Origin of the sequence: Rhizobium sp. Leaf306 (genome assembly GCF_001423425.1) — a bacterium.
GTDB classification, from domain to species: Bacteria; Pseudomonadota; Alphaproteobacteria; order Rhizobiales; family Rhizobiaceae; genus Neorhizobium; species Neorhizobium soli.
The window spans coordinates 309,737-335,829 of record NZ_LMNX01000004.1 but is presented as its reverse complement, the minus strand read 5'-3'; the positions used below and the strand labels follow the sequence as shown (position 1 = coordinate 335,829).

The 26,093-nt window shown below is 61.1% G+C and carries 25 protein-coding genes; 20 read left to right on the top strand and 5 right to left on the bottom strand.

From position 1 onward, the window contains the following. Window positions 1-3: 3 nt before the first annotated feature. Window positions 4-450: a MarR family transcriptional regulator gene (locus ASG19_RS19725; RefSeq protein ID WP_156466570.1), complete on the bottom strand. Its 447-nt coding sequence runs from the start codon at window positions 448-450 to the stop codon at window positions 4-6. A gap of 72 nt (window positions 451-522) precedes the next feature. Here ASG19_RS19725 and ASG19_RS19720 point away from each other — a divergent pair, with 72 nt between their 5' ends. Together ASG19_RS19720 and ASG19_RS19715 are read left to right on the top strand one after the other, a co-directional pair. Next, on the top strand, window positions 523-894 hold the full coding sequence (locus ASG19_RS19720; protein ID WP_062461393.1) for a VOC family protein: 372 nt from the start codon (window positions 523-525) through the stop codon (window positions 892-894). 344 nt (window positions 895-1,238) lie between these two features. After that, window positions 1,239-1,703, top strand: a complete 465-nt coding sequence (locus ASG19_RS19715; RefSeq protein ID WP_062461390.1) for a hypothetical protein — start codon at window positions 1,239-1,241, stop codon at window positions 1,701-1,703. Window positions 1,704-1,809: 106 nt separating this feature from the next. Here ASG19_RS19715 and ASG19_RS19710 read toward each other — a convergent pair whose 3' ends face one another. Both ASG19_RS19710 and ASG19_RS19705 read right to left on the bottom strand, forming a co-directional pair. After that, window positions 1,810-3,246 carry an NAD-dependent succinate-semialdehyde dehydrogenase gene (locus ASG19_RS19710; RefSeq protein WP_062461387.1) on the bottom strand — a complete coding sequence of 479 codons (1,437 nt, stop codon included), beginning with the start codon at window positions 3,244-3,246 and terminating at the stop codon, window positions 1,810-1,812. A 196-nt stretch (window positions 3,247-3,442) separates the two neighbouring features. After that, window positions 3,443-4,039, bottom strand: a complete 597-nt coding sequence (locus ASG19_RS19705; protein WP_062461385.1) for a cupin domain-containing protein — start codon at window positions 4,037-4,039, stop codon at window positions 3,443-3,445. Between the two features lie 350 nt (window positions 4,040-4,389). Between ASG19_RS19705 and ASG19_RS19700 the strand changes: the two genes are divergently transcribed. Continuing rightward, a complete protein-coding gene (locus ASG19_RS19700; RefSeq protein ID WP_062461382.1) occupies window positions 4,390-5,256 on the top strand; it encodes a restriction endonuclease in 867 nt (288 codons plus the stop codon). Then, window positions 5,253-6,749: an RNA-directed DNA polymerase gene (locus ASG19_RS19695; protein WP_062461379.1), complete on the top strand. Its 1,497-nt coding sequence runs from the start codon at window positions 5,253-5,255 to the stop codon at window positions 6,747-6,749. The genes ASG19_RS19700 and ASG19_RS19695 overlap by 4 nt, the downstream gene beginning before the upstream one ends. Window positions 6,750-7,046: 297 nt before the next feature. Here the strand turns inward: ASG19_RS19695 and ASG19_RS19690 are convergent, their stop codons facing one another. Then, entirely contained in the window at window positions 7,047-8,222 is a 1,176-nt protein-coding gene (locus ASG19_RS19690) for an acyl-CoA dehydrogenase (protein ID WP_062461376.1), read from the bottom strand. Between the two features lie 110 nt (window positions 8,223-8,332). On the opposite strand from ASG19_RS19690, the gene ASG19_RS19685 reads away from it, so the two are divergent. Continuing rightward, window positions 8,333-9,250, top strand: coding sequence for a LysR family transcriptional regulator (locus ASG19_RS19685; RefSeq protein ID WP_062461373.1), 918 nt, complete (start codon window positions 8,333-8,335; stop codon window positions 9,248-9,250). 70 nt (window positions 9,251-9,320) lie between these two features. On the opposite strand, the gene ASG19_RS19680 is transcribed toward ASG19_RS19685, so the two are convergent. Further along, window positions 9,321-10,244: an NAD(P)/FAD-dependent oxidoreductase gene (locus tag ASG19_RS19680; protein ID WP_062461370.1), complete on the bottom strand. Its 924-nt coding sequence runs from the start codon at window positions 10,242-10,244 to the stop codon at window positions 9,321-9,323. A gap of 129 nt (window positions 10,245-10,373) precedes the next feature. Between ASG19_RS19680 and ASG19_RS19675 the strand changes: the two genes are divergently transcribed. From ASG19_RS19675 to ASG19_RS19605, 15 genes are all read left to right on the top strand, one after another. Further along, window positions 10,374-10,823: an Rrf2 family transcriptional regulator gene (locus ASG19_RS19675; protein ID WP_062461367.1), complete on the top strand. Its 450-nt coding sequence runs from the start codon at window positions 10,374-10,376 to the stop codon at window positions 10,821-10,823. Between the two features lie 212 nt (window positions 10,824-11,035). Continuing rightward, window positions 11,036-12,115 (top strand): LacI family DNA-binding transcriptional regulator, encoded by a 1,080-nt coding sequence (locus ASG19_RS19670; protein WP_062461364.1) that lies wholly within the window; start codon window positions 11,036-11,038, stop codon window positions 12,113-12,115. Then, window positions 12,112-13,134: an ABC transporter substrate-binding protein gene (locus tag ASG19_RS19665; RefSeq protein WP_062461361.1), complete on the top strand. Its 1,023-nt coding sequence runs from the start codon at window positions 12,112-12,114 to the stop codon at window positions 13,132-13,134. Before ASG19_RS19670 ends, ASG19_RS19665 begins: the two co-directional genes overlap by 4 nt. Before the next feature lie 131 nt (window positions 13,135-13,265). After that, on the top strand, window positions 13,266-14,111 hold the full coding sequence (locus ASG19_RS19660; protein ID WP_062461358.1) for an ABC transporter permease: 846 nt from the start codon (window positions 13,266-13,268) through the stop codon (window positions 14,109-14,111). Continuing rightward, window positions 14,108-14,890: an ABC transporter permease gene (locus ASG19_RS19655; RefSeq protein ID WP_062461355.1), complete on the top strand. Its 783-nt coding sequence runs from the start codon at window positions 14,108-14,110 to the stop codon at window positions 14,888-14,890. Before ASG19_RS19660 ends, ASG19_RS19655 begins: the two co-directional genes overlap by 4 nt. Next, window positions 14,883-15,920 carry an ABC transporter ATP-binding protein gene (locus ASG19_RS19650; protein WP_062461352.1) on the top strand — a complete coding sequence of 346 codons (1,038 nt, stop codon included), beginning with the start codon at window positions 14,883-14,885 and terminating at the stop codon, window positions 15,918-15,920. Before ASG19_RS19655 ends, ASG19_RS19650 begins: the two co-directional genes overlap by 8 nt. Window positions 15,921-15,932: 12 nt before the next feature. After that, a complete protein-coding gene (locus ASG19_RS19645; protein WP_062461349.1) occupies window positions 15,933-16,862 on the top strand; it encodes a nucleoside hydrolase in 930 nt (309 codons plus the stop codon). A gap of 11 nt (window positions 16,863-16,873) precedes the next feature. Next, window positions 16,874-18,661 (top strand): adenine deaminase, encoded by a 1,788-nt coding sequence (locus ASG19_RS19640; protein WP_244476233.1) that lies wholly within the window; start codon window positions 16,874-16,876, stop codon window positions 18,659-18,661. 9 nt (window positions 18,662-18,670) lie between these two features. Further along, complete coding sequence (locus ASG19_RS19635; protein ID WP_062461343.1) at window positions 18,671-19,348, top strand: phosphoribosyltransferase; 678 nt, start codon at window positions 18,671-18,673, stop codon at window positions 19,346-19,348. A gap of 247 nt (window positions 19,349-19,595) precedes the next feature. Beyond that, window positions 19,596-20,645 (top strand): dipeptidase, encoded by a 1,050-nt coding sequence (locus ASG19_RS19630; protein ID WP_062461340.1) that lies wholly within the window; start codon window positions 19,596-19,598, stop codon window positions 20,643-20,645. A gap of 67 nt (window positions 20,646-20,712) precedes the next feature. Beyond that, a complete protein-coding gene (locus tag ASG19_RS19625; protein ID WP_062461337.1) occupies window positions 20,713-22,371 on the top strand; it encodes an ABC transporter substrate-binding protein in 1,659 nt (552 codons plus the stop codon). Between the two features lie 19 nt (window positions 22,372-22,390). Then, the gene (locus tag ASG19_RS19620; RefSeq protein WP_062461333.1) at window positions 22,391-23,455 is read left to right on the top strand and encodes an ABC transporter permease; all 1,065 of its coding nucleotides are present in this window, start codon (window positions 22,391-22,393) and stop codon (window positions 23,453-23,455) included. Continuing rightward, the gene (locus tag ASG19_RS19615) at window positions 23,452-24,381 is read left to right on the top strand and encodes an ABC transporter permease (RefSeq protein WP_062461331.1); all 930 of its coding nucleotides are present in this window, start codon (window positions 23,452-23,454) and stop codon (window positions 24,379-24,381) included. The genes ASG19_RS19620 and ASG19_RS19615 overlap by 4 nt, the downstream gene beginning before the upstream one ends. Window positions 24,382-24,421: 40 nt before the next feature. Beyond that, entirely contained in the window at window positions 24,422-25,270 is an 849-nt protein-coding gene (locus ASG19_RS19610) for an ABC transporter ATP-binding protein (protein WP_062461944.1), read from the top strand. After that, on the top strand, window positions 25,267-26,016 hold the full coding sequence (locus ASG19_RS19605; protein WP_062461326.1) for an ABC transporter ATP-binding protein: 750 nt from the start codon (window positions 25,267-25,269) through the stop codon (window positions 26,014-26,016). Before ASG19_RS19610 ends, ASG19_RS19605 begins: the two co-directional genes overlap by 4 nt. Window positions 26,017-26,093 lie beyond the last annotated feature (77 nt).

The following is a 26,093-nucleotide window of genomic DNA, read 5'->3' as shown; positions in this document are numbered from 1 at the left end:
AGTTTAACGCATTGCCTCTGCTATACGGAGCAGGGCCGCGTATATGATCTCCGGGTTGTCAGGTGCTACGGCATTTCGGGCGATGGTTTCGGCGTCAGCGGCGATTTTATGGGCCGCACACAATGCGGTCCGGCCCTTCGGTGTCAGTTCGGTTGTGAGAACCCGGCCGCGTACCGGATGAGCCATGCGCTTGATAAGGCCGTCCCGTTCGAGTGTGGCTATGATGGACTGCATCGTCTGCGGTGTCACGAAGGCGCGCCGGGCCAAGTCCGCGCTTGATAAGCCTGCGCTGAATTCCAACCCCGCCAGTACCGAATATTGCGGGGTCGTCAGTCCGATATCTCTCAGCTGGTTGTCGAGATGGCCCCGCAGCGCTTGCTGCGCTCGCTTCAGCGCGTATCCGAGCGAACGGTATGTGTCATCGACCGGTGGATCCATGAGAGTGGACATATCAGGGCCCTTATACTACTAGATATCAGTACCCTGATAATAGCGGGTCTCATTGAAAAGGATAGGCAGCCTATGGCTCGATTGATTGGACCGGATTTCATCGGCATCCAGACGAAGGATCTGGACGCCGCACTCACCTTCTATCGGGATGTCGTCGGGCTTACGCCCTCGGCAAAAGCACCTCCCGGCGCGGTTGTTTTCGAAGCGCACCCTATTCCATTCGCCGTTCGCACGCCGATCGAGGGCTTTGACGACACGGTAAAGCTCGGAACTGGCGTCGCAATCTGGTTTGGTTGTGACGACGCTGACGAATTGCACGCGCATCTTTCCGAGAGGGATGTGCAGATAGTATTCCCGCCCAAAGACGGGCCGTTCGGGCGCTACTTCGCATTCGTTGATCCATTTGGATATACGATAACGGCGCATAACGTCTCAACGCTGTGATGAGAGCATTTGGCCTTCAGGGTGACGGCAGCCTGAGGCGGATCAAATGCTTTAGCGTCATAAGACTAGAGCGAAGTGCGTTCGATGAAAGCACTTCGCTCTAAAACAGCGCCCTAAAATCCCGACACCTGCCATTTTGTGTTTTCCGCCAGAAGGAAGCGCAAGCAATATGAACACGTTGAGCTAAGTTAAAAGCAACTCTTCTGATTTTCATATCATTATTATGAAATATTCGAAAATATTATTGATTTAGGTCTCTCTCCAAGGCCGAGGCGTCAAAATGCTTGGCGCAAGCTTTGCATTCGATAGTGCAGTACCATTTATATACTTAGGGTATTGCTACAATGAAAATCGACACATCAACAAGTCGCCTCTACGCGAGCCAGAGCACGCAGATATCTGCGGCTTCCGACGACACCTCGGCCTCGTTTTCGGCCGCGCTGAGCACTGCCACGGCAGGTCCGTCCCAGTCGGATGCAGAGGGTGCCGAGCAGACCGACTTTACCAGCATGACCCGCCAGGAAATGCAGGACTGGTGCAATGACCAGATCCACAGCGGCAACATGTCGCTTGATGAAGGCCTGCCCTTTATGGCGATGACGATGAAAATTCCGGTGGGTGGGGGTACTGCCGGCGAGTTGCAGGCTTCCGATGATGGCGAACGCGTTGATTTTACGGAAAAGGTTCGCGCCGGTATCGAGGGAGCGATGTCGCGCAACGACGAGGACACGCGCACGATGCTCGAGAAGGCCATGGAGACTATGCAGCAGTATCAGGACGAGAATTCCAGCGACGACGCCCGGGCTTAAAAAACCTCAGCCCAATACGCCTGCCTGAACCGACACCATCGCCACCGCACAAAAAAAACGGCCGGAGCTCTCACTCCGGCCGTTCCGCATTTCACCAATAAGCCGATCAGTTCATCTGGCTGACATACTTCGTTTCCAGGTAGGCCGCGACGGCTTCGGAGCCGCCTTCGGTGCCGTAGCCGGAATCCTTGACGCCGCCGAAGGGGACTTCGGGCAGCGCGAGGCCGTTGTGGTTGATGGTCAGCATGCCGGCTTCGACTTCACGGCCGAGCGCGTGGGCGGTCTTGACCGAGCCGGTGAAGGCGTAGGATGCGAGGCCGAAGGGCAGGCGGTTTGCCTCGGTGATGGCTTCTTCATAGGTCGAGAAGCGGTTGACGATGGCGATCGGGCCGAAGGGCTCGTCGTTCATGATCTTGGCAGAGGTCGGCACGTTGGCAAGAACCGTCGGTTCGAAGAAGTTGCCCTTGTTGCCGATGCGCTTGCCGCCGGTCTTCAGTTCGGCGCCGGACGAGACGGCGTCCTGGATCAGCGCTTCCATGGCCGGGATGCGGCGTTCGTTGGCAAGCGGGCCCATCGTGGTGCCGGCGTCCATGCCGTTGCCAACCTTGAGGGCTTCGGCAGCCTTGACGAAGCCTTCCATGAACTTGTCGGCAACGCCGTCCTGGATCAGGAAGCGGGTCGGCGCGACGCAGACCTGGCCGGCGTTGCGGAATTTCGACATGGCGGTCACTTCGATCGCCTTGTCGAGGTCGGCATCATTGAAGATCAGGACCGGTGCGTGGCCGCCGAGTTCCATCGTGGCGCGCTTCATGTGCTTGCCGGCGAGGCTCGCGAGATGCTTGCCGATCGGCGTCGAGCCGGTGAACGAGATCTTGCGGATGACCGGATGCGGAATGAGATATTCCGAAACTTCCGAGGGAATGCCGTAGACCAGGCCGATGACGCCTGCAGGCACGCCGGCATCTGCAAAGGCGCGGATCAGTTCGGCAGGCGATGCCGGAGTTTCCTCAGGTGCCTTGACGATGATCGAGCAGCCGGTGGCAACCGCTGCGGAAAGCTTGCGGACGATCTGGTTGATCGGGAAGTTCCACGGCGTAAACGCCGCGACCGGGCCGACCGGCAGCTTGATCGTCATCTGGTTGACGCCGGAGAAACGGGCCGGAATGATCTGGCCGTAGGTGCGGCGGGCTTCTTCGGCAAACCAGTCGATCGTATCGGCGGCGCCCATGATTTCCATCTTCGACTGGGCAAGCGGCTTGCCCTGTTCGCGGGTCATCATGAAGGCGATGCTATCGGCGCGTTCGCGCAGAAGGTCGGCTGCCTTGCGCATCATCTTGGAACGGTCGAAGGGCGCGGTGTCGCGCCAGATCTTGAAACCCTTGTCGGCCGCTTCGAGCGCGAGATCGAGATCCGCCTTACGGGCGTGGGCAATCTTGCCGATCACTTCGTCGGTCGCGGGATCGGTGACTTCGATCGTCTCGCCGGCGATCGCATCGCGCCATTCGCCGTTGATGAAGAGCTTTACGTCGGGATAGGTCTGCATAGGGTCCACTTTCGTTCGTGAAATTCGCGCAAGGGCAAGCGGTAAGGAGGTGCATCCGGCCGCCGGCAGAGGTGTCAAATGTTCCGGTGCCTGAGTTAAGACAAAGACGGGAGACAATCAACGGCGGGCATCGAATAAGTCATACTTATATCGATTAAACCGGGCAGCGTTTTCAGCTGCCGTGCCCCCGCGTGCTCTATAGATAGGGAGGCGTGACGGCGCTGACCACCTCGCAGCGCACAGGTCCGACATTTCGGTAGCGATGCGGCAGGCGGCTGTCGAACAGATAGGCATCGCCGCGCTTCAGGATACGGGTCTGCGTGCCGACGGTGACTTCCAGTTCGCCGGCAACAACGACGCCGCCTTCCTCCGCCTCGTGGCTGAGCATGGTTTCGCCGGTATCGGCGCCGGGCTCGTAGAATTCGTGAAACACTTGCACGCTGTGGGATTTGGCATCGCCCACCTGCAACAGCGTCAGCGCGCCTGTCGACAAGGGCGTCAGTTCGTCGGCACGGTAGAAGATCTGGTCGACGGGCGGCAGCGTCAGCGCAAAGAAATCGGTCATCGGATAGTTGATCGCTTCCAGGATCTTCTTCAGCGAGGCGACCGAGGGGCTGACCTTGTTCTTTTCAATCAGCGACACCAGCGAATGGGTAACGCCGGCCTTGACCGCCAGGGCCCGCTGCGACAGCCCGTGCGCCTGGCGCACCAGCCGGAGCCGATCGCCGACATCGAACGCCGCTTCGGGTTCGCTCAGCGGGTTATCGGTTTCCGGTTTTTCCGTTCCGTGCATTCTTCGCGCGCGCCTTCATGCATCGCCACGCCCGAGCGGCGGCAGTGATTTGTGATACACCGAAGGGTGGGGGATGGCCAATGACGAAAAGCGGCGTGGGGGGTGAGGGGGGATTGTGGTTGCTGTCGTGTAGCCGCTATGCGCCTTCATTTCTGTCGTTTAGAGCTCGACGGACGTTTCCCAAAAGCTGTCGTTGCTCAAGCTGCGCTCTGCCATTGGTAAGCAAGCGGGCGATGCATGATAGCGGATGCGGGCGATTAACCGCATACCGGCTTGCGTAGTGCCGGATTTCCACAATAGATTGTAGTCGAACGTGTTTCCCGTTCGGACTAACAGCGCTATGATTTTGCATGCCGAACCTCAAATCCATGCAGATGCTGCTTCTTGACGACGTTTTCCGCATGGGTGGCGGGTACGTCCTAAATTTTTCGGACAAGACTTTCGGAAACTTCTTTCGTGAAGAAGTCGGCATTGACATTGACCATCCCCGTTACTCGGTCGAAGGCGGATCGAAAGCGAAACGCTTCCGATATTTCGTCCAGAATGAAAGCCTGGCGGCCGTCGTTAAGGCCATCAATTCCCTGTGGGAGTACCGCCAAGCCCTTATGGAGCGGGACGGCGAACAGGAAACACTAGCCAATATCGATAACCGCATGGAGGCCCTAGTTTCGAGCATTGGTGGGCAGTGGTACAAACCGGCGGCCCCAGCGCCGCCGGCGTCTGCCATCGTGCTGGATCCCACCAAAGTCGCCGGTTTCACCAAGCGATTGCTTGATCTTGGTTCGCTCGCCCCCCATCCGCGGGGCTACGCTTTCGAGGAATTCCTGCGCGACCTGTTCGACGCCTACCGCTTGGAAGCCCACAAAGCGTTTCGGAACCGGGGCGAGCAGATCGACGGAAGCTTCCAGCTCGACGGCCATACCTATCTCTTAGAAGCGAAATGGCAGAATAAGCCATCGGACGCGGCCGATCTGCATGTTTTTCAGGGCAAGATCGGGGAGAAATCCGATTGGTCACGGGGTCTCTTTGTGAGCTACGCGGGCTTCTCGGCAGATGGTTTGGCCGCCTTTGGCCGTGCTAAGCGGATCATTTGCATGGACGGTTTAGACATGCATGAATCCCTGTCGCGCGGCATCTCTCTCGACAAACTGCTTCGGGATAAGGCCCGGAAAGCCGCCGAGACGGGCCTACCATTTGTGCGGGTGAGCGATCTATGAAGAAGCTGACTGAGCTGACCGCAGCCGAGGCCAAAGCGCATTTTCTCAAGGACGCAAGCTATTTCAATGGGGACTTTCCCGACTACCTGAACTTTGGCCCGATCATCACGGACGTCGCCGCCGCACTCAAGGATGGTCATTTCTGGAGTATCAAAGGCTCGAATCCAGACCATTTGTCGGACGTGAACTACATCTTTCTATCCAACAAGGATGGACGGTTTGCGTGGCGTCCCTTGGAGCTGATTCACCCGGTCATCTACGTATCTCTGGTCAACTTGATATGCGACGAAGGCAATTGGAAGCAGATCCTCGCGCAATTGGCCAGTTTCGAAGGTGGAGCCGTCGATTGCTGCAGCTCACTGGTGATGTCGGTCGACGATCAGTCCGACCAGGCTGCGCAGATCCAGAGCTGGTGGCAGCAGGTCGAACAGAGTTCATTGCTTCATTCGCTCGACTTTACGCATATTCTGCATACCGATGTCACGGACTGCTACGGCTCACTTTATACGCACAGCATCGCGTGGGCGCTGCATGGCCTCGAGACGGCAAAGAAAGGGAAGACCGACAAGAAGCTCTTGGGCAACCAGATCGACGGCCATATCCAAGCGAGTCGCTACGGCCAAACCAACGGCATTCCCCAAGGGTCAGTCCTCATGGATTTCATCGCCGAAATCGTCCTTGGGTATGTCGATTACCTGATAACCGAAAAGCTGGGTCCGCCGACCGATTTCCGGATCCTGCGCTACCGCGACGACTATCGCATTTTCACCAACAGCGACGAGCATGCGGAGAGAATCCTTAAAGTCGTGAGCGACGCTTTGCGAACCATTGGCATGAAGCTGGGCGTGTCGAAGACCGTTTCGGCCACCAATGTCGTCGAAGGGTCGATCAAACCCGATAAACTTGCTGGAATCGACCTGCAGGATCTTGGGGAGGCGAACGCGAAGACCATACAGAAGCAATTGATGCGCTTGCATGCCTTCGGTCGTCGTTTCCCCAACAGCGGCGCGTTGAAGCGCTTAGTTGGGGAAATGCACTCCAAAATCGCCAAGCAAAAGATGACGCCAGACGATCTCGGTGTGCAGGTTGCGATTGCCACGGATATCGCAATGGTGTCGCCAGGAACTTTCCCGGCCGTGGCTGGCATCCTAAGCCACCTTATCTCCGTCGCGCCAAAGGCTGAAAAAGGAGACTTGTGGGGACATGTCCACAAGAAGATGTCCCGGCTCCCCTATAATGGCTACCTCGAAATTTGGCTGCAGCGGGTAACTAAGCCAAAAGCCGTGGGATTGGAGTTCGTCAGCAATGAGCCAATCTGCCAGATCGTGAACGGCAAGCCAGAACCGTTGTGGAACAACGATTGGATCCAATCAAAGGATGTCCTGAAGGCGCTCGACGTTACTAAGATCGTTGTTGCCGACGCCGCGGACACCAAGGAGACTATCGAGCCTGAAGAGATAGAGCTTTTTATCAAGAATGCATGGTCGTATTGACCTCAGGTCAACGCTAGCGAGTACGTATCGTCGGAGTAGTAAGCCTCGTCCGGGATATCTCTTCTCGCAAGGAGATCTCATACAAAAACGCGGTCAGCACAAGCAATGACCGCATCCTGCAGCAATTAACTCTTGAGCGCCTCAAAGCAGCCAGTCCGCTCCCGGCCCCAACTCGGTCGTTTTTCTTAGGTCGCAGCCATGACCGCCTCTTGCGCAAACCGTCCGCCCCATGCCCACCTCACGCAAAAACGCCCGGCACGCATCCGCGCGCCGGGCATGGTTCACCAAAATCCCGCCTCAGAAAAACGCCTGAATCCCCGTCTGCGCACGGCCGAGGATCAGCGCATGCACATCATGCGTGCCTTCATACGTGTTGACCGTTTCCAGGTTCTGGGCGTGGCGCATGACGTGGTATTCGATCTGGATGCCGTTGCCGCCGTGCATGTCGCGGGCCTGGCGGGCGATGTCGAGTGCCTTGCCGCAGTTGTTGCGCTTGACGATGGAGATCATTTCCGGGGCCATCTTGTGCTGGTCCATCAGCTGGCCGACGCGCAAGCTAGCCTGCAGGCCGAGTGTGATTTCGGTCTGCATGTCGGCGAGCTTCTTCTGGTAGAGCTGGGTGCCGGCGAGCGGCTTGCCGAACTGCTTGCGATCAAGGCCATACTGGCGGGCGCGGAACCAGCAGTCTTCGGCAGCGCCCATCACGCCCCAGGAAATGCCGTAGCGGGCGCGGTTGAGGCAGCCGAACGGGCCTTTCAGGCCCGACACGTTGGGCAGGATGGCATCTTCGGTCACTTCGACGCCGTCCATGACGATTTCGCCTGTGATCGAGGCGCGCAGCGAAAGCTTGCCGCCGATCTTCGGGGCCGAAAGACCCTTCATGCCCTTTTCGAGCACAAAGCCGCGGATCTCGTTGTTATGGGCTTCCGATTTCGCCCAGACGACGAAGACGTCGGCGATCGGGGCGTTGGAGATCCAGGTTTTTGCGCCGCGGAGGCGATAACCGCCTTCGATCTTTTCGGCGCGGGTCTTCATGCCGCCGGGGTCGGAGCCGGCGTCCGGTTCGGTCAGGCCGAAACAGCCGATCAGGTCACCGGAGACGAGGCCGGGCAGGTACTTTTGTTTCTGCTCGTCGGAGCCGTAGGTGAAGATCGGGTAGATCACCAGCGACGACTGGACGCTCATCATCGAGCGATAGCCGCTGTCGATGCGCTCGATCTCGCGTGCGACGAGGCCGTAGGCGACGTAGGAGGCGTTGGCGGCACCATATTCCTCAGGCAGCGTCACGCCGAGAAGGCCGGTCTGGCCCATCAGCTTGAACAGGTCCTTGTCCGTGGTTTCGTCGAGATAGGCATCGTTGATGCGGGGCGCGAGTTCGGCCTTGGCAAAGCTTGCGGCGGCATCGCGGATCATCCGCTCTTCGTCGCTCAGTTGGTCTTCGATGAGAAAGGGATCGTTCCAGTTAAACGCCATGCTTCTCGGGCCTCCGGATTTCAGCAATTCTGTTGATGGCGATTATCGCCGTGGGGCGCGCAAGGGCAAGACCCGTTTACTCAACCCGTCATGATCTATAGTCATAGGGCATGCTCACCCTGTCGCGAAAGCTTCTGCCGTCCACCTCGGCGCTTGCCGCCTTCGATTCCGTTGCCAGGCTCGGCAGTTTTTCGGCGGCCGCCGAAGAACTGTCCTTGACGCAAGGCGCCATCAGCCGGCAGGTTTCCGGGCTTGAGGAGCAGCTGGGCATGCCGCTGTTCGAGCGCACCAGCCGTGGTGTGGTGCTGACCGAGACCGGGGCGGACTATGCCAAATCGATCAGCGTGGCGCTCTCCCAGATCCGCTCGGCCTCGCTTGCCGCCATGAGCAAACGGCATGGCGACCAGCTGAACCTTGCGATCTTGCCGACATTCGGCACCCGTTGGCTGATGCCGCGCATTCCGCAATTCGTCGCCCGGCATCCGCAGGTGACGCTGAATTTCGCGACCCGCATCGGCGTGTTCGATTTCGACCGCGAGGGCATCGACATGGCGATCCATGTGGGTACGCCCGACTGGCCGGGGGCCGAGTGCACCTATCTGATGAGCGAAATGGTGGCGCCCGTCTGCTCGCCCGAATTTCTGGCCAGCCACCCGATCCGCGCGGGCGAGGACCTGCTGCGGCTGCCGCTTCTGCACATGGCCTCGCGACCCGGCGCCTGGAGCCACTGGTTCGCAAGCCTTGGCATCGACACGGCACCCTCCCAGGCGATGCGCTTTGAACAGTTCTCAAGCGTTGCGCAGGCAGCGATCGCGGGGCTGGGCGTCGCGCTGATGCCGCTGTTCCTGATCGACAGCGAACTGGCGAGCGGCCAGCTGGTCGAAGCCTTCCCGCATGAAGTCAGAAGTCCCAGCGCCTATTATGCGGTGGCACCCATCAGCAAACGCGATTTCAGGCCGGTCGTGGCGTTTCGGGAGTGGCTGCTGGAGGAGGTGGCGCGGTATGGGCAGGAGGTGGTGGGGTGGTGAGTGGGCGGCGAGGGGTGACGGAACGGTGCGTCCCGCCCCTTCACCATAAGCCATCCGTCGCTCCTTGAACCTATTCATGCTTGATGGTTGCTAACAGCAACGACCGGTGAGCAGCCACACCCGCCAGGCTTCCATCGCCGACCGCGAGTGCAACTGAGGCCATGGGCCGCGCGGCGTCGCCGCAGGCGAAGACGCCGGGCAGGCTGGTTTCCTTCATCGCATCAGTCTTGATGGTAGCGCCAAGTGGGCCTTGCTCCATGTCGAGGCCGAGCTGCTGCGCGATCGAGGTGGAGACCTCGAAGGGAGCAAGCGCGAACAGGCCGGAGAAAGACAGGGTCCTTCCATCTACAAGCTGCACATCGGCGTGATCGGTGAGGGCCTTCACGGGGGAGCGCTCGATGACGACGCCGCGCGCTGCGAGGGATTGAAGCTGATCTCTATCCGGCTCGAATGCCTGGTTGAGAAGCAGGGTTGTCGGTCCCCAGTCGGGAAGCATCAGCGCATGGTGCATCGAGAGCGCCGAGCCGGCGATGACGCCGATCTTGCCCTGGTTGAGTTCGTAGCCGTGGCAGTAGGGGCAATGGAACACGCTCTTGCCCCAACGCTCCTTCAGCCCCTCGATGTCGGGAAGAATGTCGCGTACGCCCAGCGCCAGGATCAGCCGGCGCGAACGGTAACGGGTGTCTCTCACCAAAACGGTGACATGAGCCGCTCCGGAGCCTTTCTCACCGTTGCGCTGAACAGTCTCTGCACGACCCGAGACCCAATCCACCGTTGGGTACTCCATGACCTGTGACCGGGCCTCGGCTGCAATTTCAGCGGGATCGACATGGTCCTGGGTGAGGAAGCCATGCGAGTGGGATGCGAACCGATTGCGTCTGAGGCTTTCGTCGATCATCAGGACCTTTCGACGCGCGCGGCCGAGTTGAAGCGCTGCCGACAGCCCGGCGTAGCTGCCTCCGATGATGATGACGTCGTAGATCGTGTCGCTCATGACTTCCTCCTTTATCTCGCAACAACATAAGTGTCGTGAAAAGATGGGTCAAGCCTCATGGCACTTCGATTGTATCGTGAATGACGATCGTGCTAGTGTCGGTGGGGAAAGCACGAGAGGGAGCATAGGATGAGGCAGGACAGTCGGCTATCGCGCATGCTGCATGTGTTGATCCATATGGGGCGACATGACGGGGCGATGACATCCGAGATGATCGCACAGATGCTCGACGCCAACCCTGTCGTCATCCGGCGCACCATGGCGGGACTGCGCGACGAAGGGTATGTCAGCTCCGTAAAAGGGCATGGTGGCGGCTGGACGCTGGCGCGTCCTCTCGAGGAACTGACGCTTCTCGATATCTACCGGGCGGTCGGAGAACCGTCGATCTTTGCGGTTGGACCCGCTTACGACATGCCGGGATGTCCGATCGAACAGGCGGTCAACGGGACTTTGACGGACGTCTTCAACGAAGCAGAGGACCTGCTGCGCAAGAGGTTTGCCGGGGTGACGCTTGCCGATATCGCCAACGGGTTTCAAGGATCGAGCGAACAGGACGGCGGTCAACGATGCACGCCATGACCGCAGGCGACACCCCAGCCATGTCTTCGGCCGCGGATTGATCCCTTAGTAGACCAAGCCCTCTGCTTCACGCTGGGTGTGCCCCAAGCCCATGCTGTGGTGCCGGATTTTCGCTCTGGCCGCCCAGGGCGTGAGTTTGCAACCATCCGGCAGGACTCGACTCCTCATCCGTTTTCTGCTTTTCTGATTAAACGATTAATCAGAGCGCCTCGATGGCTCCCATCCGCCCCGGTTCGAACATGACTGCGATAGCGAGCGCCCTTGGCGTGTCGGCGGCCACCGTGTCGAATGCGTTGTCGGGCAAGGGGCGGGTTTCGCCGGAGCTTGGGGCGAAGATACGGGCGAAGGCCGAGGAGCTTGGGTATGTGCCGAGCGTGACGGCGCGGGCGCTTCGCACGGGGCGCAGCCGCGTCATCGGGCTGGTGCTTCCCGATATTGCCAATCCGCTTTTCCCGCAGATTGCCCAGGCGATCGAGAATGCTGCAGCCGATGCCGGTTACGGCGTTTTGATCGCCGACAGCCGTGGCGACAGTTCGATGCAGACGCTTGCGATCCAGCGGCTGGTCGAGCGCCAGGTCGACGGGATCGTCATCGTGCCGCGGCTCGGTACCCGCATTGCCGACCTCGGTTGCCCGGTCGCCGTCATCGACAGCCCGTCGACTCCAGGCAACACGGTTTCTTCCGATCATTGGCAGGGTGGCCAGGTGGTCGCCGATCATCTGGTCGGGCTCGGGCACCGGAATTTTGTGCTGATCGGCGCCAATCCGCTCTCGAACGTTCAGAACGATCGCATCGGCGGCATGAAATCGCGCCTGCCGAAGGGTGCCCGCTTCGAGACGATCTGGATCGAAAAGCTTGAGGCACTGGCGGGAGCCGGTTGTTCGCTTGGCTTGAAGCAGAAGGTCGAGCTCGGCTTTACCGCCTTTGCCGCCACGAGCGATCTGCATGCGCTGCGTGCGCTGACCGAATTGCAGCAATCCGGCATCCGCATTCCGCAGCAGGCAAGCGTCACCGGCTTCGACGATCTCGTCTGGTCGTCGGTGGTTTCGCCGGGCCTTACCACCGTGCGCCAGGATATGGCGGCGATTGCCGAGATTGCCGTCGGCGCGCTGGTCGGCGTGATCGGCGATGATGCGGCCGAGCCTGATGCCGCGACCATAACGGTCGGCGTCACAGCCGTTGCAAAGACCGATCGCGTGCCGATGACACTCGTTGCCCGCCAGACCACCGCATCCGTTTCCAGCCCCCAATTTTCACCCGCATCCCCAGCCTTGGAAGGGAATGACCCATGAAGACCCTGATTACCGCATCCGCCGCAGTTTTGCTTGCCACGACAGGCCTTGCCCAGGCACAGGAAAAGACGCTGACCATTTCCGTCTATGCGCTGGCGCAGGACGAGTACAAGCAGATCGTCTATGATCCCTTCCAGGCGATCTGCGGCTGCAAGCTGGTGGTCGAGACCGGCAACAGCGTCGAGCGGGTGGCCAAGATGGAGGCCAACAAGGCCAATCCGGTCATCGACATGGCCGTCGTCTCCATGGCCGATGCGCTGTCTGCGTCCCGCAAGGATCTGACCGACACGATCGATACGGCCAAGCTCAAGAGCTTCAACGCGCTGTACGACATCGCCAAGGATCCCAACCAGGACGGCAAGAGCGTCGGCTACACGTTCTACGCCAACTCGATCGTCTACCGGTCCGACAAGATGAAGATCGAAAGCTGGGCGGATCTGTTCAAGCCGGAATATGTCGGCCATATCGCGTTTCCGAACATCACTACCAATGGCGCGGCACCAACGCTCTACATGCTCGGCCAGGCGCTGGGCAAGGATACGCCTGACCTTGCCGCCCCGATCGCGACGATCGGCGAGAACAAGGACGAGATCGTCACCTTCTACGAGAAATCCTCGCAGCTGGTGCAGCTGATGAAGCAGGAAGAAATCTGGGCAGCGCCCGCCGGTCGTTTCGCCTGGGCGCCGTTTACCAAGCTCGGCCTGCCGATGGCATGGGCGACGCCTAAGGAAGGCCAAGCCGGCGGCATGAATGTCATGGTCGTCACCAAGGGCTCCAAGAACCGTGACCTGGCGCTGCAGTTCATGGATTTCTGGCTGTCGACCGAGATCCAGACCAAGCTTGCCGAAAAGCTGGTGGATAGCCCTGCCAACAGCGAGGTGAAGGTGTCCGACGAGATCGCCGGCAATCTCACCTTCGGCAAGGCAACTGCCGAAAGCCTCAAGTTCATCCCGTCTGCCGTCGCTCTCGATAACCGCGCGGGCTGGATCAAGACCTGGAACGACAAGGTCGGGCAGTAAGCTTCAGCAAACCGCGCGTCTTGCGGCGCCGCAAACCTTTCGGCCCGGGTTCCGGGCTGAAAGGGCGCGGCTTGCGAAGCGCGCGTGAATGATGACGAGACACAGTCCGACGATACTACCGGAGACCACGCATGTTTCAAAACCGGGCCGAGGCGTTTGCACTGGCGTTGCCTGCCGCGATTTTCGCGGCGGCGGTGTTTATCGTGCCGGTGCTGATCCTTCTGTCTGACGGGTTCAGGAGCCTTGATGGCGGCTGGACGCTTGCGGCGTATGGCGAGTTCTTTTCCTCGCCGCTCAATCAGGCGGTGTTTTTGCGCACGCTGAAACTCGGCGCGCTGGTGACGGTGGTTTCGGCGGTGATCGGATATGCGGCGGCATTTTCCATCGTCAGCCTGTCGCCCGCCGCCAAGGGGCGCATGACCGGGCTGGTCGTTTTGCCGCTGATGATCTCGCCGGTGGCGCGCACCTATGCGTGGATTGTCATTCTTGGCCGCACCGGCATCGTCAACCAGGCCTTCCAGGTGCTGGGGCTGAGCGAGGCGCCGCTGCGCATCCTGTTTTCCGAAACGGCGATCTTTATCGGCCTGTTGCAGCTGTTCCTGCCCCTGATGATCATCTCGCTGATCTCGGCGCTCGAGAATATGCCGAAGGATGCGGTTCCAGCAGCACGGGTGCTCGGCGCCAACTGGTTCCAGGTGTTCTGGAAGGTGATCCTGCCGCTCACCAAGGAAGGGCTTGTGATCGGCGGAACGCTGGTCTTCACCGGCTGCCTCACCGCCTATATCACGCCGGCCATCCTTGGCGGCTCCAAGGTGCTGATGCTGGAAACGCTGATGTACCAGCAGGTTGCCGTCAGCAACAATTTTGTCGCCGCAAGCGTCATCGCCTGCATCCTGATCGTCATGAGCTTTGCCGCCAACCTTCTCCTGAAGCGGGTGGCAACGGCGCGCAACACGCAGAGAAAGGCCGCCCGATGACCGCTCGCAGCCTGTTCGTCCCCACCACGCTGTTTCTGCTGGCGACCTTTCTGATCGGGCCGTTCCTGATCATCGTCGCGGCGTCGTTTTCGGCCGGCGAGACTTTGTCCTTTCCGCCGCAGGGCTTTTCGCTGCAATGGATCCTCAAGGTCTTTACCGTCGAAAGCTTCCGCGCCTCGTTTGCGATGTCGATGTTTCTCGCCATCGGCGGCACGGCGGCAGCGCTGGTGCTCGGCATTCCCGCATCCTACGCGCTGTCGCGCTACCGGCTGCCGGGGGCGGAAATCATCCGCACTATCGTTTCCGCGCCGATCATCGTGCCCGGCATCATCGTCGGCCTTTCGCTGCTGCGCTATGTGGTCGTGCCGTTCGGCGTCGGCATTACGCTTGCGCTGTTTCTGGCCCATACCGCGCTGATACTGCCCTATGCGGTGCGCGTCGTGTCGGCGAGCCTCGACAACCTGCGCTCGGATATCGAGGAAGCGGCGGTGCTGCTTGGTTCCTCCCGGCTCGGTGCCTTCTTCCGGGTGGTCATGCCCAACATCAAGGGCGGCATTCTATCGGCCTTCATCCTCGGCTTCGTCACCTCGTTCAACCAGGTGCCCGTATCGCTGTTCCTGTCCGGTCCCGGCGTGCGCACGCTGCCGATCGACATGATGGCCTATATGGAAATCGTCTTCGATCCGTCGGTTGCGGCGCTCTCGTCGCTGCTCGCCTTCCTGTCCATCGGCATCGTTTTTGCTGCTGAACGCTTTCTCGGATTTTCCCGCTATGTCTGATCAATCCTATCTCTCGCTTGAAAAGCTGACGCTTGCCTATGGCGACAGCGTGGCCGTTGCCGATCTCGACCTGTCGGTCCGGCGTGGCGAACTCATCGCGCTGCTCGGCCCCTCCGGCTGCGGCAAGACGACGACCATGCGGGCAATCGCCGGGCTGTTGCCGGTCAAATCCGGCAACGTCATCCTCGACGGCGAGGACATGACGCGCACGGCGCCGAACAAGCGTGCCGTGGGGCTGGTGTTCCAGTCCTATGCGCTGTTCCCGCATCTCTCCGTCTATGAAAACGTTGCCTTCGGGTTGCGGCTGAAGGGCATGAAGGGCGCGGAACTGGATTCCAAGGTGCAGTCCGGCATCGCCTCCGTCGGTCTGGCAAAATTTGCCGACCGCAAGCCGGCCGAGCTTTCCGGCGGCCAGCAGCAGCGCGTGGCGCTTGCCCGCTCGATGGTGATGGAGCCGAAGGTTCTGCTGCTCGACGAGCCGCTGTCCAATCTCGATGCCCGGCTGCGGCTGGAAATGCGCACCGAATTGCAGCGCGTCCAGCGCGAAACCGGCGTGACGATGATCTTCGTCACCCACGACCAGGCGGAAGCCCTGTCGCTTGCCGACCGGATCGTCGTCATGAAGAACGGCGCGATCGAGCAGATCGGCACGCCTGAAGATATCTACAACCGGCCGACCTCCTCCTTCGTGGCGGATTTCGTCGGTTTCGAGAACATCTTTGCGCTGGAAGGCGGCGGGCTGAAGACGGACAACGGCAGCGTTCCGCTCTCGGTCGCACCCGGCCTGGAGGCACCTTCGGCTGCGGGTCTCGCCTGGCGTCCGCGCATGGTGACGCTTGGAACCGGCCCGTTTCGCGGAACCGTGCGCGGCACATCGTTTGCCGGCCATTCCCGCGAATATTTGCTGGACAGCGCGCTCGGTCCGATCAAGGCTGAGGTGGATGCCTCCGAACCGGTGCATGTGTCCGGCTCGGACCTGTCCTTCGACCTGCCGGTACACAAGGCCGCGCAACTTTCGCGCATCGCCTGAGGAGATATAGCCATGGGCATCTGGATCGACACCGATATGGGGTTCGACGACATCGCGGCGATCATGGTCGCAGCGCATGCCGGCCTCGGCGTGGACGGGGTTTCGCTTGTGTTCGGCAATGCACCGATTGAACGGGTGCGCGGCAATGCGGCTGGTGCCTGTGCGGCCTTCGTCTGGCCGTTCCCGGTTCACGCGGGCCGCGCCTTTCCAGTGATGGGCAGGCTTGAGACGGCGCAGGACGTGCTGGGCGATGAAGGCATGCCGAGCGCCGGTCTGCACCTGCCGGACATGCCGGATACGATTACCGACGATGCGTTCGAGGCACTGTGCCGGTGGCTGGAAACGAGCGAGGGCGACGCGCGCCGGATCCTTGCAATGGGGCCGCTTACCAATATCGCAGCCGTTACGCTGGCACGGCCGGATCTTGCCGCGAAAATCACCGATCTCACCTGGATGGGCGGAAGCCTGACGGCCGGCAATCACACCGCATCTGCCGAATTCAACGCCTATGCCGATCCGGAAGCAGTGGCCATCGTGCTTGCGCATCAGATCCCGCTCAGGATGGTCGATCTCGATATCTGCCGCAAGGTTTTGTGCTTTCCGGATGACGTGGCGCCGATCCGCGCTGCCGGCGGACGCAACGCGACGCTGGTGGCCGATCTTCTGGCGGGCTTCGTCGAGATCGCCACCAGCCGCGGCCGGCCGGCGATGGCGCTTTACGATGCGGTTGCCGCCTTCGCCTTCGCCTATCCGGATCACGTCACCTGGCGCGAGGCGCGCATCGACATGGAAACCGCCGGTACCGTGACGCGTGGGCGGACCGTGGTGGAGACCCGGGCGGCCAAGGTTAGCGGTTTCAACGGATCCTATGCGGCCGAGATAGACGTCGAAAAGGCGCGCGATACGATCCTTGAAACCCTCAAGGCGGAGGCAACGTGGTGATGAGCGGCGAGATGAAGACCATCGTGACTGACATCTACGGGTTTACCGATGCGGGCTTGCGCGACCGGGCCGTGATCGCTGCCCGCGGCGATGCGCCTTTCGATATCCTGATCACCGGCGGCACCCTCGTCGACATGGTGACGGGCGAACTCCGCGCGGCCGATATCGGCATTGTCGGGCCGCTGATCGCCAGCGTCCACGCGCCTGCTAGCCGCAGCGATGCCGACCGGGTGATCGATGCCGGCGGTGCCTTTGTGTCGCCGGGGCTGATCGATACGCATATGCATATCGAAAGCTCGATGGTGACGCCGGCCACCTATGCGCAAACCGTGCTGCCGCGCGGCGTCACCACCGTCGTGTGGGATCCGCACGAATTCGGCAACGTCAACGGTGTCGATGGCGTGCGCTGGGCGGTCGAGGCGGTGAAGTGCCTGCCGCTGCGGTGCCTGGTTCTTGCGCCGTCTTGCGTACCGTCTGCACCGGGGCTCGAAATGGCGGGCGCCAGTTTCGAAGCCGATGCGATCGAGGAAATGCTTTACTGGCCGAAGATCGCCGGTCTGGCCGAAGTGATGAACATGCGCGGCGTGATCGATCGCGACCCGCGCATGAGCGAGATCGTGCAAGTGGCGCTGGCTGCGGAAAAGCTGGTCTGCGGCCATGCCCGCGGTCTTGCCGATGCGGATCTCAATGCCTTCATGGCATCCGGCATCACCTCCGACCACGAGCTTGTTTCGGGCGCAGACCTGATCGCCAAGCTGCGCGCCGGACTGACGGTGGAGCTGCGCGGCAGCCATGACCATCTTCTGCCGGAGTTCGTCGCAGCGCTTGGCGAACTGGGCCGTCTGCCGCAGACGCTGACGCTTTGCACCGACGACGTGTTTCCGGACGATCTCGTCGACGGCGGCGGGCTGGACGACGTGGTGCGCAGGCTGGTGCGCTATGGAATGAAGCCGGAATGGGCGCTTCAGGCCGCGACGTTGAACGCGGCCCAGCGCATCGGCCGCGCCGATCTCGGCCTGATCGCCGCCGGGCGGCGTGCCGATATTGCCATCTTCGAGGATTTCACGGAATTTCGCGCCCGGCATGTGCTGGCCAGCGGCACGGAAGTTGGCTGTGGCGGTTCGATATCGGTCGAGATCAAACCGACCGATCCGGCTCCGCTGACGGCTTCGGTCAAGCTCAAGCCTCTGCAGCCTGATGATTTCCGGGTTCGGTCGGAGGGCGCAAAGGTGCGCCTCGCCACAATCGACCGGCCACGGTTTACCCGCTGGGGAAGCGCGGATGCCGACGTCGTCGATGGTTTCGTGGTGCCCCCCGAAGGTGCGACGCTGATTGCCGTGACCCACCGCCATGGCCGGGCAGACTGCCGCACCCGCGTCGGGTTCCTCACCGGCTGGGGCACATGGCGCGGCGCTTTTGCCACCACGCTTGCGCATGACAGCCATAACCTGACCGTGTTCGGCGCCGATCCAGTCGATATGGCCGTTGCCGCCAATGCGGTGATTTCCGCCGGTGGCGGCATGGCGGTGGCGATCAACGGCAAGGTGGAGGTGCTGCTGCCGCTGCCGCTCTCGGGTCTCGTTTCGGAAGCGCCGATGGAAGAGGTAGCAGACGGCTTTCGTGCCATCCGCGCCGCGATGGACGGCATCGTCGACTGGACGCCGCCCTATCTCGTGTTCAAGGCCTGCTTTGGCGCGACGCTTGCCTGCAATCCCGGTCCGCACCAGACCGACAGGGGCATCGCCGATGTCGCAACAGGCAAGGTGCTGGAAAGCCCCGTTCTCGAAATTCTCGGATAAGGGGCGTTCATGCAGCCGCACGACTTCTGGCAGGATATCCATCCGGCGGGCACGTTTTCGGGCGAGGCGCCGTTTTCAGGGTTCTTTCCCGTCAGTCTCGATGACGGGCAACAGCTGCGCCTGCCGATCCGACCGCTTTCCGACGGCAAACACGCACTCGCCTCGCTGATCATCAACCAGGCGAGTTTCGAGGTGCAGGATGCGCTGGCGGCGGATCTCGCAAAGAAACTCGAACCCTACCGCCCCGAGGTGATCGTCGGCCTGCCGACGCTTGGCCTAACGCTCGCCTCAGCCGTCGCCCGCGCGCTGGGATTGCCGCGCTACGTTCCGCTGGGGACCTCCAGGAAATTTTGGTACGACGAGACGATGTCCGTGCCGCTGTCGTCGATCACCACACCCGACCAGGTGAAGCGCCTCTATGTCGATCCGCGCATGCTGCCTCTCATCACGGGCAAGCGCGTGGTGCTGGTGGACGACGTCATTTCCTCCGGTACCTCGATCGTCGCCGGTCTGACGCTGCTGGCGTCGCAGGGCATCGAACCGGTCGCGATCGGGGCGGCAATGCTGCAATCGGTGCGCTGGCATGACAGGCTCGACGGGTTCGGGGCCGAGTGGCGGGAGAGGGCCGTAGGGGTGTTTGGGACGCCGATGCTGGTAAGGGCGGGTGAGGGGTTGTGGGGGGTGTGACGTCAGTCCAAAAAGCGTTCTCTCACGCGAAGGACTTCGCGCGGCTGGGTTCCTGTGACGAGCAAAGTGATGAGGGAGCTTGTCACAGGAATCCAGTGCCATCGCGTCCGCAATGCGGGGAGCTCTTGATCGGGCTGTTATTTCGACAGGTGCATCAGAGCGCATTTCCACCTTGCGAAACACGGCCGGCGGGATAGGATCGCGATCACCCACCGCTTCTGACAATCACGATATCGGGAATGAAATCATGCAATTGGTGTTCGACGGCCATAACGATGTGCTTTTGCGGCTTTGGCGGAACATGAAGGCTGGTGGGGATCCGGTGGCGGAGTTTGCCGGGGGGACGGCGGGGGGGCATATTGATGCGCCGCGGGCGAAAAAGGGCGGTCTTGGTGGGGGGCTTTGTGCCATCTACATTCCCTCGGGCGATCTGGTTCTGTCGGATCCGGATGCGGATGGATATTATGCGACGCCGCTGGCGGCGCCGCTCGATTATGCGCCGTCGCTGGATATAGCGCTGGAAATGGCCTCCATCGCGCTGCGGCTAGACCGGGCAGGGGCTTGGCGGTTGTGCCGGTCGGTGGCGGAGATCCGCAAGGCGATGGCGGACGGTGTGTTTGCCGCCGTGATGCATATGGAGGGCTGTGAGGCGATCGATGCGGATCTCGTCAATCTCGACGTGTTCCATGCGGCGGGCCTGCGGTCGCTCGGTCCCGTCTGGAGCCGCCACAACATCTTTGGCCATGGCGTGCCGTTCGCCTTTCCTATGACGACCGATACGGGGCCGGGGCTCACCGATGCCGGCTTCCGGCTGGTCAAGGAATGCAACCGGCTCGGCATCGCGATCGACCTTTCGCATATTACCGAGAAGGGGTTCTGGGATGTGGCGAAGACCAGCGACCAGCCGCTGATCGCCAGCCATTCCAACGCGCATGCGCTGACGCCGGTCGCCCGCAACCTGACGGACAGGCAGATGGACGCGATCAAGGAAAGCGGAGGTCTGGCCGGGCTGAACTATGCGGTGACCATGCTGCGGCCCGACGGGCGCGACGATGCGGCGACCCCGCTTTCCGACATGGTGCGCCACATCAACTACATGGTCGAGCGGATGGGGATCGACTGCGTGGCGCTCGGATCGGACTTCGACGGCGCCACGATACCGCAGCAGATCAGCGATGCTGCAGGCAATCAAAATCTGGTTGCGGCCCTCAAAACTGAGGGATACGCTGACGAGGATCTCGCAAAGCTTTGCCGTGAAAACTGGTTGAGGGTTCTGGGCAAGGCTTGGCAGGAATAGGCTCGTAAGACGGGCTTCGAACGGGTTAGAAACAGGCTTCCGCAACGTACGGAACAGGGGAAATCACATGCTTCATCTTCGCTCCCACACTCTTCGAATGCTGTCGGCGACCGCAGCGCTGTCGCTGCTTTCGTTTGCCGCACCCTATGGTCTTTCCGGAGAGGCGATGGCCGCAACGCCGGCCGATACGCTGGTCGAAGGCTTTGCGATCGACGACATTATCAGCATCGATCCGGGCGAAGCCTTCGAGCTTTCGGCGGCCGAGGTGACCGCCAACAGCTATAGCAAGCTCGTGACGCTCGATCCGTCCGACACGTCGAAGGTGATCGGCGATCTCGCAGACAGCTGGACGGTGTCCGACGATGGCATGACCTATACGTTCAAGCTGAAGCCCAACCTGAAATTTGCGTCCGGCAACCCGATCACCGCAGAAGACGTCGCCTTCTCGTTCGAGCGCGCCGTCAAGCTCGACAAGTCGCCGGCGTTCCTCCTGACCCAGTTCGGCCTGAAGGCTGACAACGTCACCGAAAAGGCGAAGGCATCCGGCGCCGACACGTTTACCTTTGTCGTCGACAAGGCCTATGCGCCGAGCTTCGTGCTCAACGTGCTGACCGCAACAGTGACCGCGGTGGTCGACAAGAAGGTGGTGATGGAGCATGCGAAATCCGTCACCCCGACGGCCGAATACAAATTCGACACCGATTTCGGCAATGAGTGGATGAAGACCGGCTATGCGGGGTCCGGCCCGTTCAAGGTGGTCGCATGGCGCGCCAACGAAGCCGTCGTGATGGAAGCCAACCCCAATTATTACGGCGAGAAGCCGAAGCTGAAGCGGGTGATCTACCGCCACATGAAGGAAAGCTCCGGCCAGCGCCTGGCGCTTGAGAACGGCGATATCGATGTCGCCCGCAATCTCGAGCCGAACGACATGGACTCCGTGTCGAAGAAGGAGGGCATCGCGCTCACCTCAGCGCCGAAGGGCACGGTCTACTATTTCAGCCTCAACCAGAAGAACAAGAACCTCGCCAAGCCGGAAGTGGTCGAGGCGATGAAGTATCTGGTCGACTATGACGCGATCGGCGCGACGCTGATCAAGGGTATCGGCGAAATCCACCAGACCTTCCTGCCGAAGGGCCAGCTCGGCGCTCTCTCCGACAACCCCTACAAGCTGGACGTGGCGAAGGCGAAGGAACTGCTGGCCAAGGCCGGTCTTGCCGACGGCTTTACCGTGACCATGGACGTGCGCAACACGCAGCCGGTGACCGGCATTGCCGAAAGCGTGCAGCAGACGCTGGCGCAGGCCAATATCAAGCTGGAAATCATTCCGGGCGATGGCAAGCAGACCCTGACCAAGTACCGCGCCCGCACCCACGACATCTATATCGGCCAGTGGGGTTCGGACTATTTCGATCCGAACTCGAATGCCGAGACGTTTACCGTCAACCCTGACAATGCCGATACGGGCACGACGAAGACGCTCGCATGGCGCAATGCCTGGGACGTGCCGAAGGAACTGTCTGACGCCAGCAAGGGTGCGCTTCTCGAAAAGGATGCCGCCAAGCGTGCGGCCACCTACGAGGACCTGCAGAAAAAGGTTCTGGCCACCAGCCCGTTCGTGATCGTCTTCCAGCAGACGGAAGTGGCCGGCTATTCATCCAAGGTGAAGAATTACAAGCTCGGCCCGAGCTTCGACACCAACTTCGTTGCTCCGGTCTCGAAGGAATAGCCGATAGGGGACGATTTCCTTGACGCTTCCCGATGTAACGACTGTGACACGGCGCAACCGGCGCCGTGCTCCCTCCATTGTCAAAGGTACGCTGCGGTTTCTCATCACCGCGGCGACCACTTTTCTCGGCCTGTTGGCCGTCACCTTTTTCATCGGTCGCGTGGTGCCGATCGATCCGGCATTGGCGATCGTCGGTGACCGGGCTCCGGCCCATGTGGTGGAGCGGGTGCGCGAGGAACTAGGCCTCAACCTGCCGCTCTATCATCAGTTCTGGATCTACATAAAACAGGCGCTGACCGGTGATTTCGGCACCTCGGTGCTGACGACGAACCCTGTCATGACCGATATTGCCCGGGTGTTTCCGGCAACGATCGAGCTTGCCACGATCGGCACGCTGATCGGCGCCGTCATCGGCGTGCCGCTCGGCGTACTGGCGGCCGTCAAGCGGGGCTCGATCGCCGACCAGATCGTGCGTATCATCGGCCTGATCGGCTATTCGGTACCGATCTTCTGGCTGGGACTGCTGTCGCTTGTCGTGTTCTATGCGAAGCTCCGCTGGGTCGCCTATCCGGGCCGGATCGATATCGCCTACGAATACACGTTCACGTCCGTGACCGGCTTCTTCCTGGTCGATGCCATCTGGCAGCGGGAGTGGGAGGTGGTCTGGGACCTGTTCCGTCACATCATCCTGCCCGGATGCCTGCTCGGCTATTTCTCGCTCGCCTATATCAGCCGCATGACGCGCTCGTTCATGCTGACCGAACTTTCGCAGGAATACGTGGTCGCGGCGCGGGCCAAGGGCCTGTCGGAAACGCGGATCATCTGGTTCCACGCGCTGCGCAATGCTGCCGTGCCGCTGATAACAGTCATCGCACTGTCCTATGCGGGGCTGCTGGAGGGTTCGGTTCTGACCGAGACCATCTTCTCATGGCCGGGGCTTGGCCTCTACATCACCAACTCGCTGCAAAATGCCGATATGAATGCGGTGCTCGGCGGCACGCTTGTGATCGGCATGGTGTTCGTCGCCATCAACCTGTTTTCCGATCTTCTCTATCGGACGCTCGACCCGAGGACGCGCCGATGAGTGAAGTTGCACCGTTGAAACCCTATAGCCGGGCGTGGCTTCTGTCCGACCGGCCGACCTCCCGTCATCAGGCCCGTATCGGCCGCGCCTATGTGGTCTGGCGGCAGTTTTCTGAAAACCGGCTGGCACTGCTCGGCCTCTTCATAATCCTGGGCCTGATTTTCATCGCCATCTTCGCAAATGTCCTTGCGCCGCATAACCCGGTTCAGGGCGACCTGCGCAATTCCAGGCTGCTGCCGCCGGGTTCGGCGGGCTTCCTGCTCGGCACCGACGACCAGGGCCGCGACATTCTCTCGCGGCTTCTCTACGGATCGCGGCTGACGCTGTTCGTGGTGGTGCTGGTGGCGGTCATCGCCGCGCCGGTCGGGCTGATCGTCGGCACGGTCTCGGGTTACGCCGGCGGATGGGTGGATGCGGTCCTGATGCGGATCACCGACATCTTTCTCGCCTTTCCGAAGCTCGTTCTGGCACTGGCGCTGGTCGCGGCACTCGGGCCCGGCATCGAGAACGCGGTGCTTGCCATCGCGGTTACGTCCTGGCCGCCCTATGCGCGTATCGCCCGCGCCGAGACGATGACGTTTCGCAACTCGGAATTCATCTCGGCGGTGAAGCTGATGGGCGCCTCGCCGTTTCGTATCGTGCTGCGCCACGTCATGCCGCTCTGCATGTCGTCGCTGATCGTGCGCGTCACGCTCGATATGGCGGGCATCATCCTGACCGCTGCCGGTCTCGGCTTCCTGGGTCTCGGCGCACAGCCGCCGCTTCCGGAATGGGGCGCGATGATCGCATCCGGTCGCCGTTTCATTCTCGACCAGTGGTGGGTAGCCGCCATGCCCGGTATCGCCATCCTGATCGTCAGCCTCGGCTTCAACCTTCTCGGCGACGGATTGCGCGATGCGCTGGATCCGAAGGAGGCCGGACAATGACGGAGAAAGGCCAATGATGATGGGCAATCCTTCCGTCAACATGACTGCTACCACCGAAGCGCCGCTGCTTGCGGTCGACGACCTGCGCGTGACGTTTCCGACCCGCACCGGCGAGGTAACCGCTGTGCGCGGCGTTTCGTTCACGCTCGGCAAGGAACGTCTCGGCATCGTCGGCGAATCCGGTTCCGGCAAGTCGCAGACCGGTCGCGCCATCATGGGGCTGACGGCGGGGCATGCGAAGATCACCGCGAACAAGCTGAAATTTCGAGGTCGCGATCTTCTGTCGATGCCGAAGTCCGAGCGTCGGCATATTCGCGGCAAGCAGATCGCGATGATCCTGCAGGACCCAAAATATTCGCTCAATCCGGTCATGACCATCGGCCGGCAGATCGTCGAGACGCTGAAGACCCATGAGAAGGTCTCGGGAGCGCAGGCGAAGGAGCGGGTGATCACGATGCTGGAATCGGTGCAGATCCGCGATCCGGGCCGTGTCTACGATCTCTATCCGCACGAGGTTTCCGGCGGCATGGGGCAGCGGGTGATGATCGCGATGATGCTGATCTGCGGGCCGGAGCTTCTGATCGCTGACGAACCGACGTCCGCGCTCGACGTGACCGTGCAGCTCGACGTTCTCGACATTCTCGACAAGCTGGTGTCCGAGCGCGGCATGGGGCTGATCTTCGTGTCTCACGATCTGCGTCTGGTCTCCTCCTTCTGCGACCGGGTGCTGGTGATGTATGCCGGACGGGTGGTGGAGGAACTGGCGTCTGCCGATCTTTCCAAGGCGAGCCATCCCTATACGCTGGGGCTTCTCAATTGCCTGCCGACGATAGGCTCGAACCGGCATCCGCTGCCGGTGCTCGACCGCAAGCCGGAGTGGTCGCTATGAGTGCCATCATCTCCATCAGGGACATGCTCGTCACCTATGACGATTTTGCAGCACTCGATCATGTCAGCATGGATGTGGAAGAGGGCGAAAGTTTCGGGATCGTCGGTGAATCGGGGTCTGGGAAATCGACGCTGTTGCGCGCGGTGTCTGGGCTGGCAGGGTTCGACAGCGGCACGCTGACGGTCGCGGGGAAAACCTATTCGGGGCAGAGTAGGACCAAGGAATTCTACCGCACCGTCCAGATGGTGTTCCAGGATCCTTACGGATCGCTGCATCCGCGCCAGACGGTGGACCGGCTGCTGTTGGAGCCTCTGGCGATCCATGGCTTTACCGATGTCGATGTGCGGATTGCCCGCGCGCTTGATGAGGTCGGGCTGGGGGCGGGTTTCCGGTTCCGCTATTCGCACCAGCTTTCCGGCGGCCAGCGCCAGCGGATCGCGATTGCCCGGGCACTCATCCTCGAGCCGAAGATCCTGCTGCTGGATGAGCCGACCTCGGCGCTCGATGCGTCGATCCAGGCGGAAATCCTCAATTTGCTGGAGCAGGCAAAGCGCGACCGCGGATTGACCTTTGTGATGGTCAGCCATGATCTCGGTGTGATCAGCCATATGTGCGGCCGTCTTGCGGTGATGAAGAGCGGCAAGGTGGTGGAAACCGTGCCGGCGCAGGCGCTTGAAAGCCGCGAGTTCTCGGCGGATTACACCCGACAGCTGCTGGTGGCGAGCGAAGGCTTCAGCCGCGGCTAATCCTTGTGGCGGGCGGCAGAATGCTATTGTGCACCTGCGAAATGCCCGTAAGATCGCGGTCAAGAGATCAATAAGCA

Coding starts and splice junctions, on each gene's coding strand:
- ASG19_RS19725 (WP_156466570.1), bottom strand. CDS start 450: ATGTCCACTCTCATGGATCCACCGGTCGATGACACATACCGTTCGCTC.
- ASG19_RS19720 (WP_062461393.1), top strand. CDS start 523: ATGGCTCGATTGATTGGACCGGATTTCATCGGCATCCAGACGAAGGAT.
- ASG19_RS19715 (WP_062461390.1), top strand. CDS start 1,239: ATGAAAATCGACACATCAACAAGTCGCCTCTACGCGAGCCAGAGCACG.
- ASG19_RS19710 (WP_062461387.1), bottom strand. CDS start 3,246: ATGCAGACCTATCCCGACGTAAAGCTCTTCATCAACGGCGAATGGCGC.
- ASG19_RS19705 (WP_062461385.1), bottom strand. CDS start 4,039: ATGCACGGAACGGAAAAACCGGAAACCGATAACCCGCTGAGCGAACCC.
- ASG19_RS19700 (WP_062461382.1), top strand. CDS start 4,390: ATGCCGAACCTCAAATCCATGCAGATGCTGCTTCTTGACGACGTTTTC.
- ASG19_RS19695 (WP_062461379.1), top strand. CDS start 5,253: ATGAAGAAGCTGACTGAGCTGACCGCAGCCGAGGCCAAAGCGCATTTT.
- ASG19_RS19690 (WP_062461376.1), bottom strand. CDS start 8,222: ATGGCGTTTAACTGGAACGATCCCTTTCTCATCGAAGACCAACTGAGC.
- ASG19_RS19685 (WP_062461373.1), top strand. CDS start 8,333: ATGCTCACCCTGTCGCGAAAGCTTCTGCCGTCCACCTCGGCGCTTGCC.
- ASG19_RS19680 (WP_062461370.1), bottom strand. CDS start 10,244: ATGAGCGACACGATCTACGACGTCATCATCATCGGAGGCAGCTACGCC.
- ASG19_RS19675 (WP_062461367.1), top strand. CDS start 10,374: ATGAGGCAGGACAGTCGGCTATCGCGCATGCTGCATGTGTTGATCCAT.
- ASG19_RS19670 (WP_062461364.1), top strand. CDS start 11,036: ATGGCTCCCATCCGCCCCGGTTCGAACATGACTGCGATAGCGAGCGCC.
- ASG19_RS19665 (WP_062461361.1), top strand. CDS start 12,112: ATGAAGACCCTGATTACCGCATCCGCCGCAGTTTTGCTTGCCACGACA.
- ASG19_RS19660 (WP_062461358.1), top strand. CDS start 13,266: ATGTTTCAAAACCGGGCCGAGGCGTTTGCACTGGCGTTGCCTGCCGCG.
- ASG19_RS19655 (WP_062461355.1), top strand. CDS start 14,108: ATGACCGCTCGCAGCCTGTTCGTCCCCACCACGCTGTTTCTGCTGGCG.
- ASG19_RS19650 (WP_062461352.1), top strand. CDS start 14,883: ATGTCTGATCAATCCTATCTCTCGCTTGAAAAGCTGACGCTTGCCTAT.
- ASG19_RS19645 (WP_062461349.1), top strand. CDS start 15,933: ATGGGCATCTGGATCGACACCGATATGGGGTTCGACGACATCGCGGCG.
- ASG19_RS19640 (WP_244476233.1), top strand. CDS start 16,874: ATGAAGACCATCGTGACTGACATCTACGGGTTTACCGATGCGGGCTTG.
- ASG19_RS19635 (WP_062461343.1), top strand. CDS start 18,671: ATGCAGCCGCACGACTTCTGGCAGGATATCCATCCGGCGGGCACGTTT.
- ASG19_RS19630 (WP_062461340.1), top strand. CDS start 19,596: ATGCAATTGGTGTTCGACGGCCATAACGATGTGCTTTTGCGGCTTTGG.
- ASG19_RS19625 (WP_062461337.1), top strand. CDS start 20,713: ATGCTTCATCTTCGCTCCCACACTCTTCGAATGCTGTCGGCGACCGCA.
- ASG19_RS19615 (WP_062461331.1), top strand. CDS start 23,452: ATGAGTGAAGTTGCACCGTTGAAACCCTATAGCCGGGCGTGGCTTCTG.
- ASG19_RS19610 (WP_062461944.1), top strand. CDS start 24,422: ATGACTGCTACCACCGAAGCGCCGCTGCTTGCGGTCGACGACCTGCGC.
- ASG19_RS19605 (WP_062461326.1), top strand. CDS start 25,267: ATGAGTGCCATCATCTCCATCAGGGACATGCTCGTCACCTATGACGAT.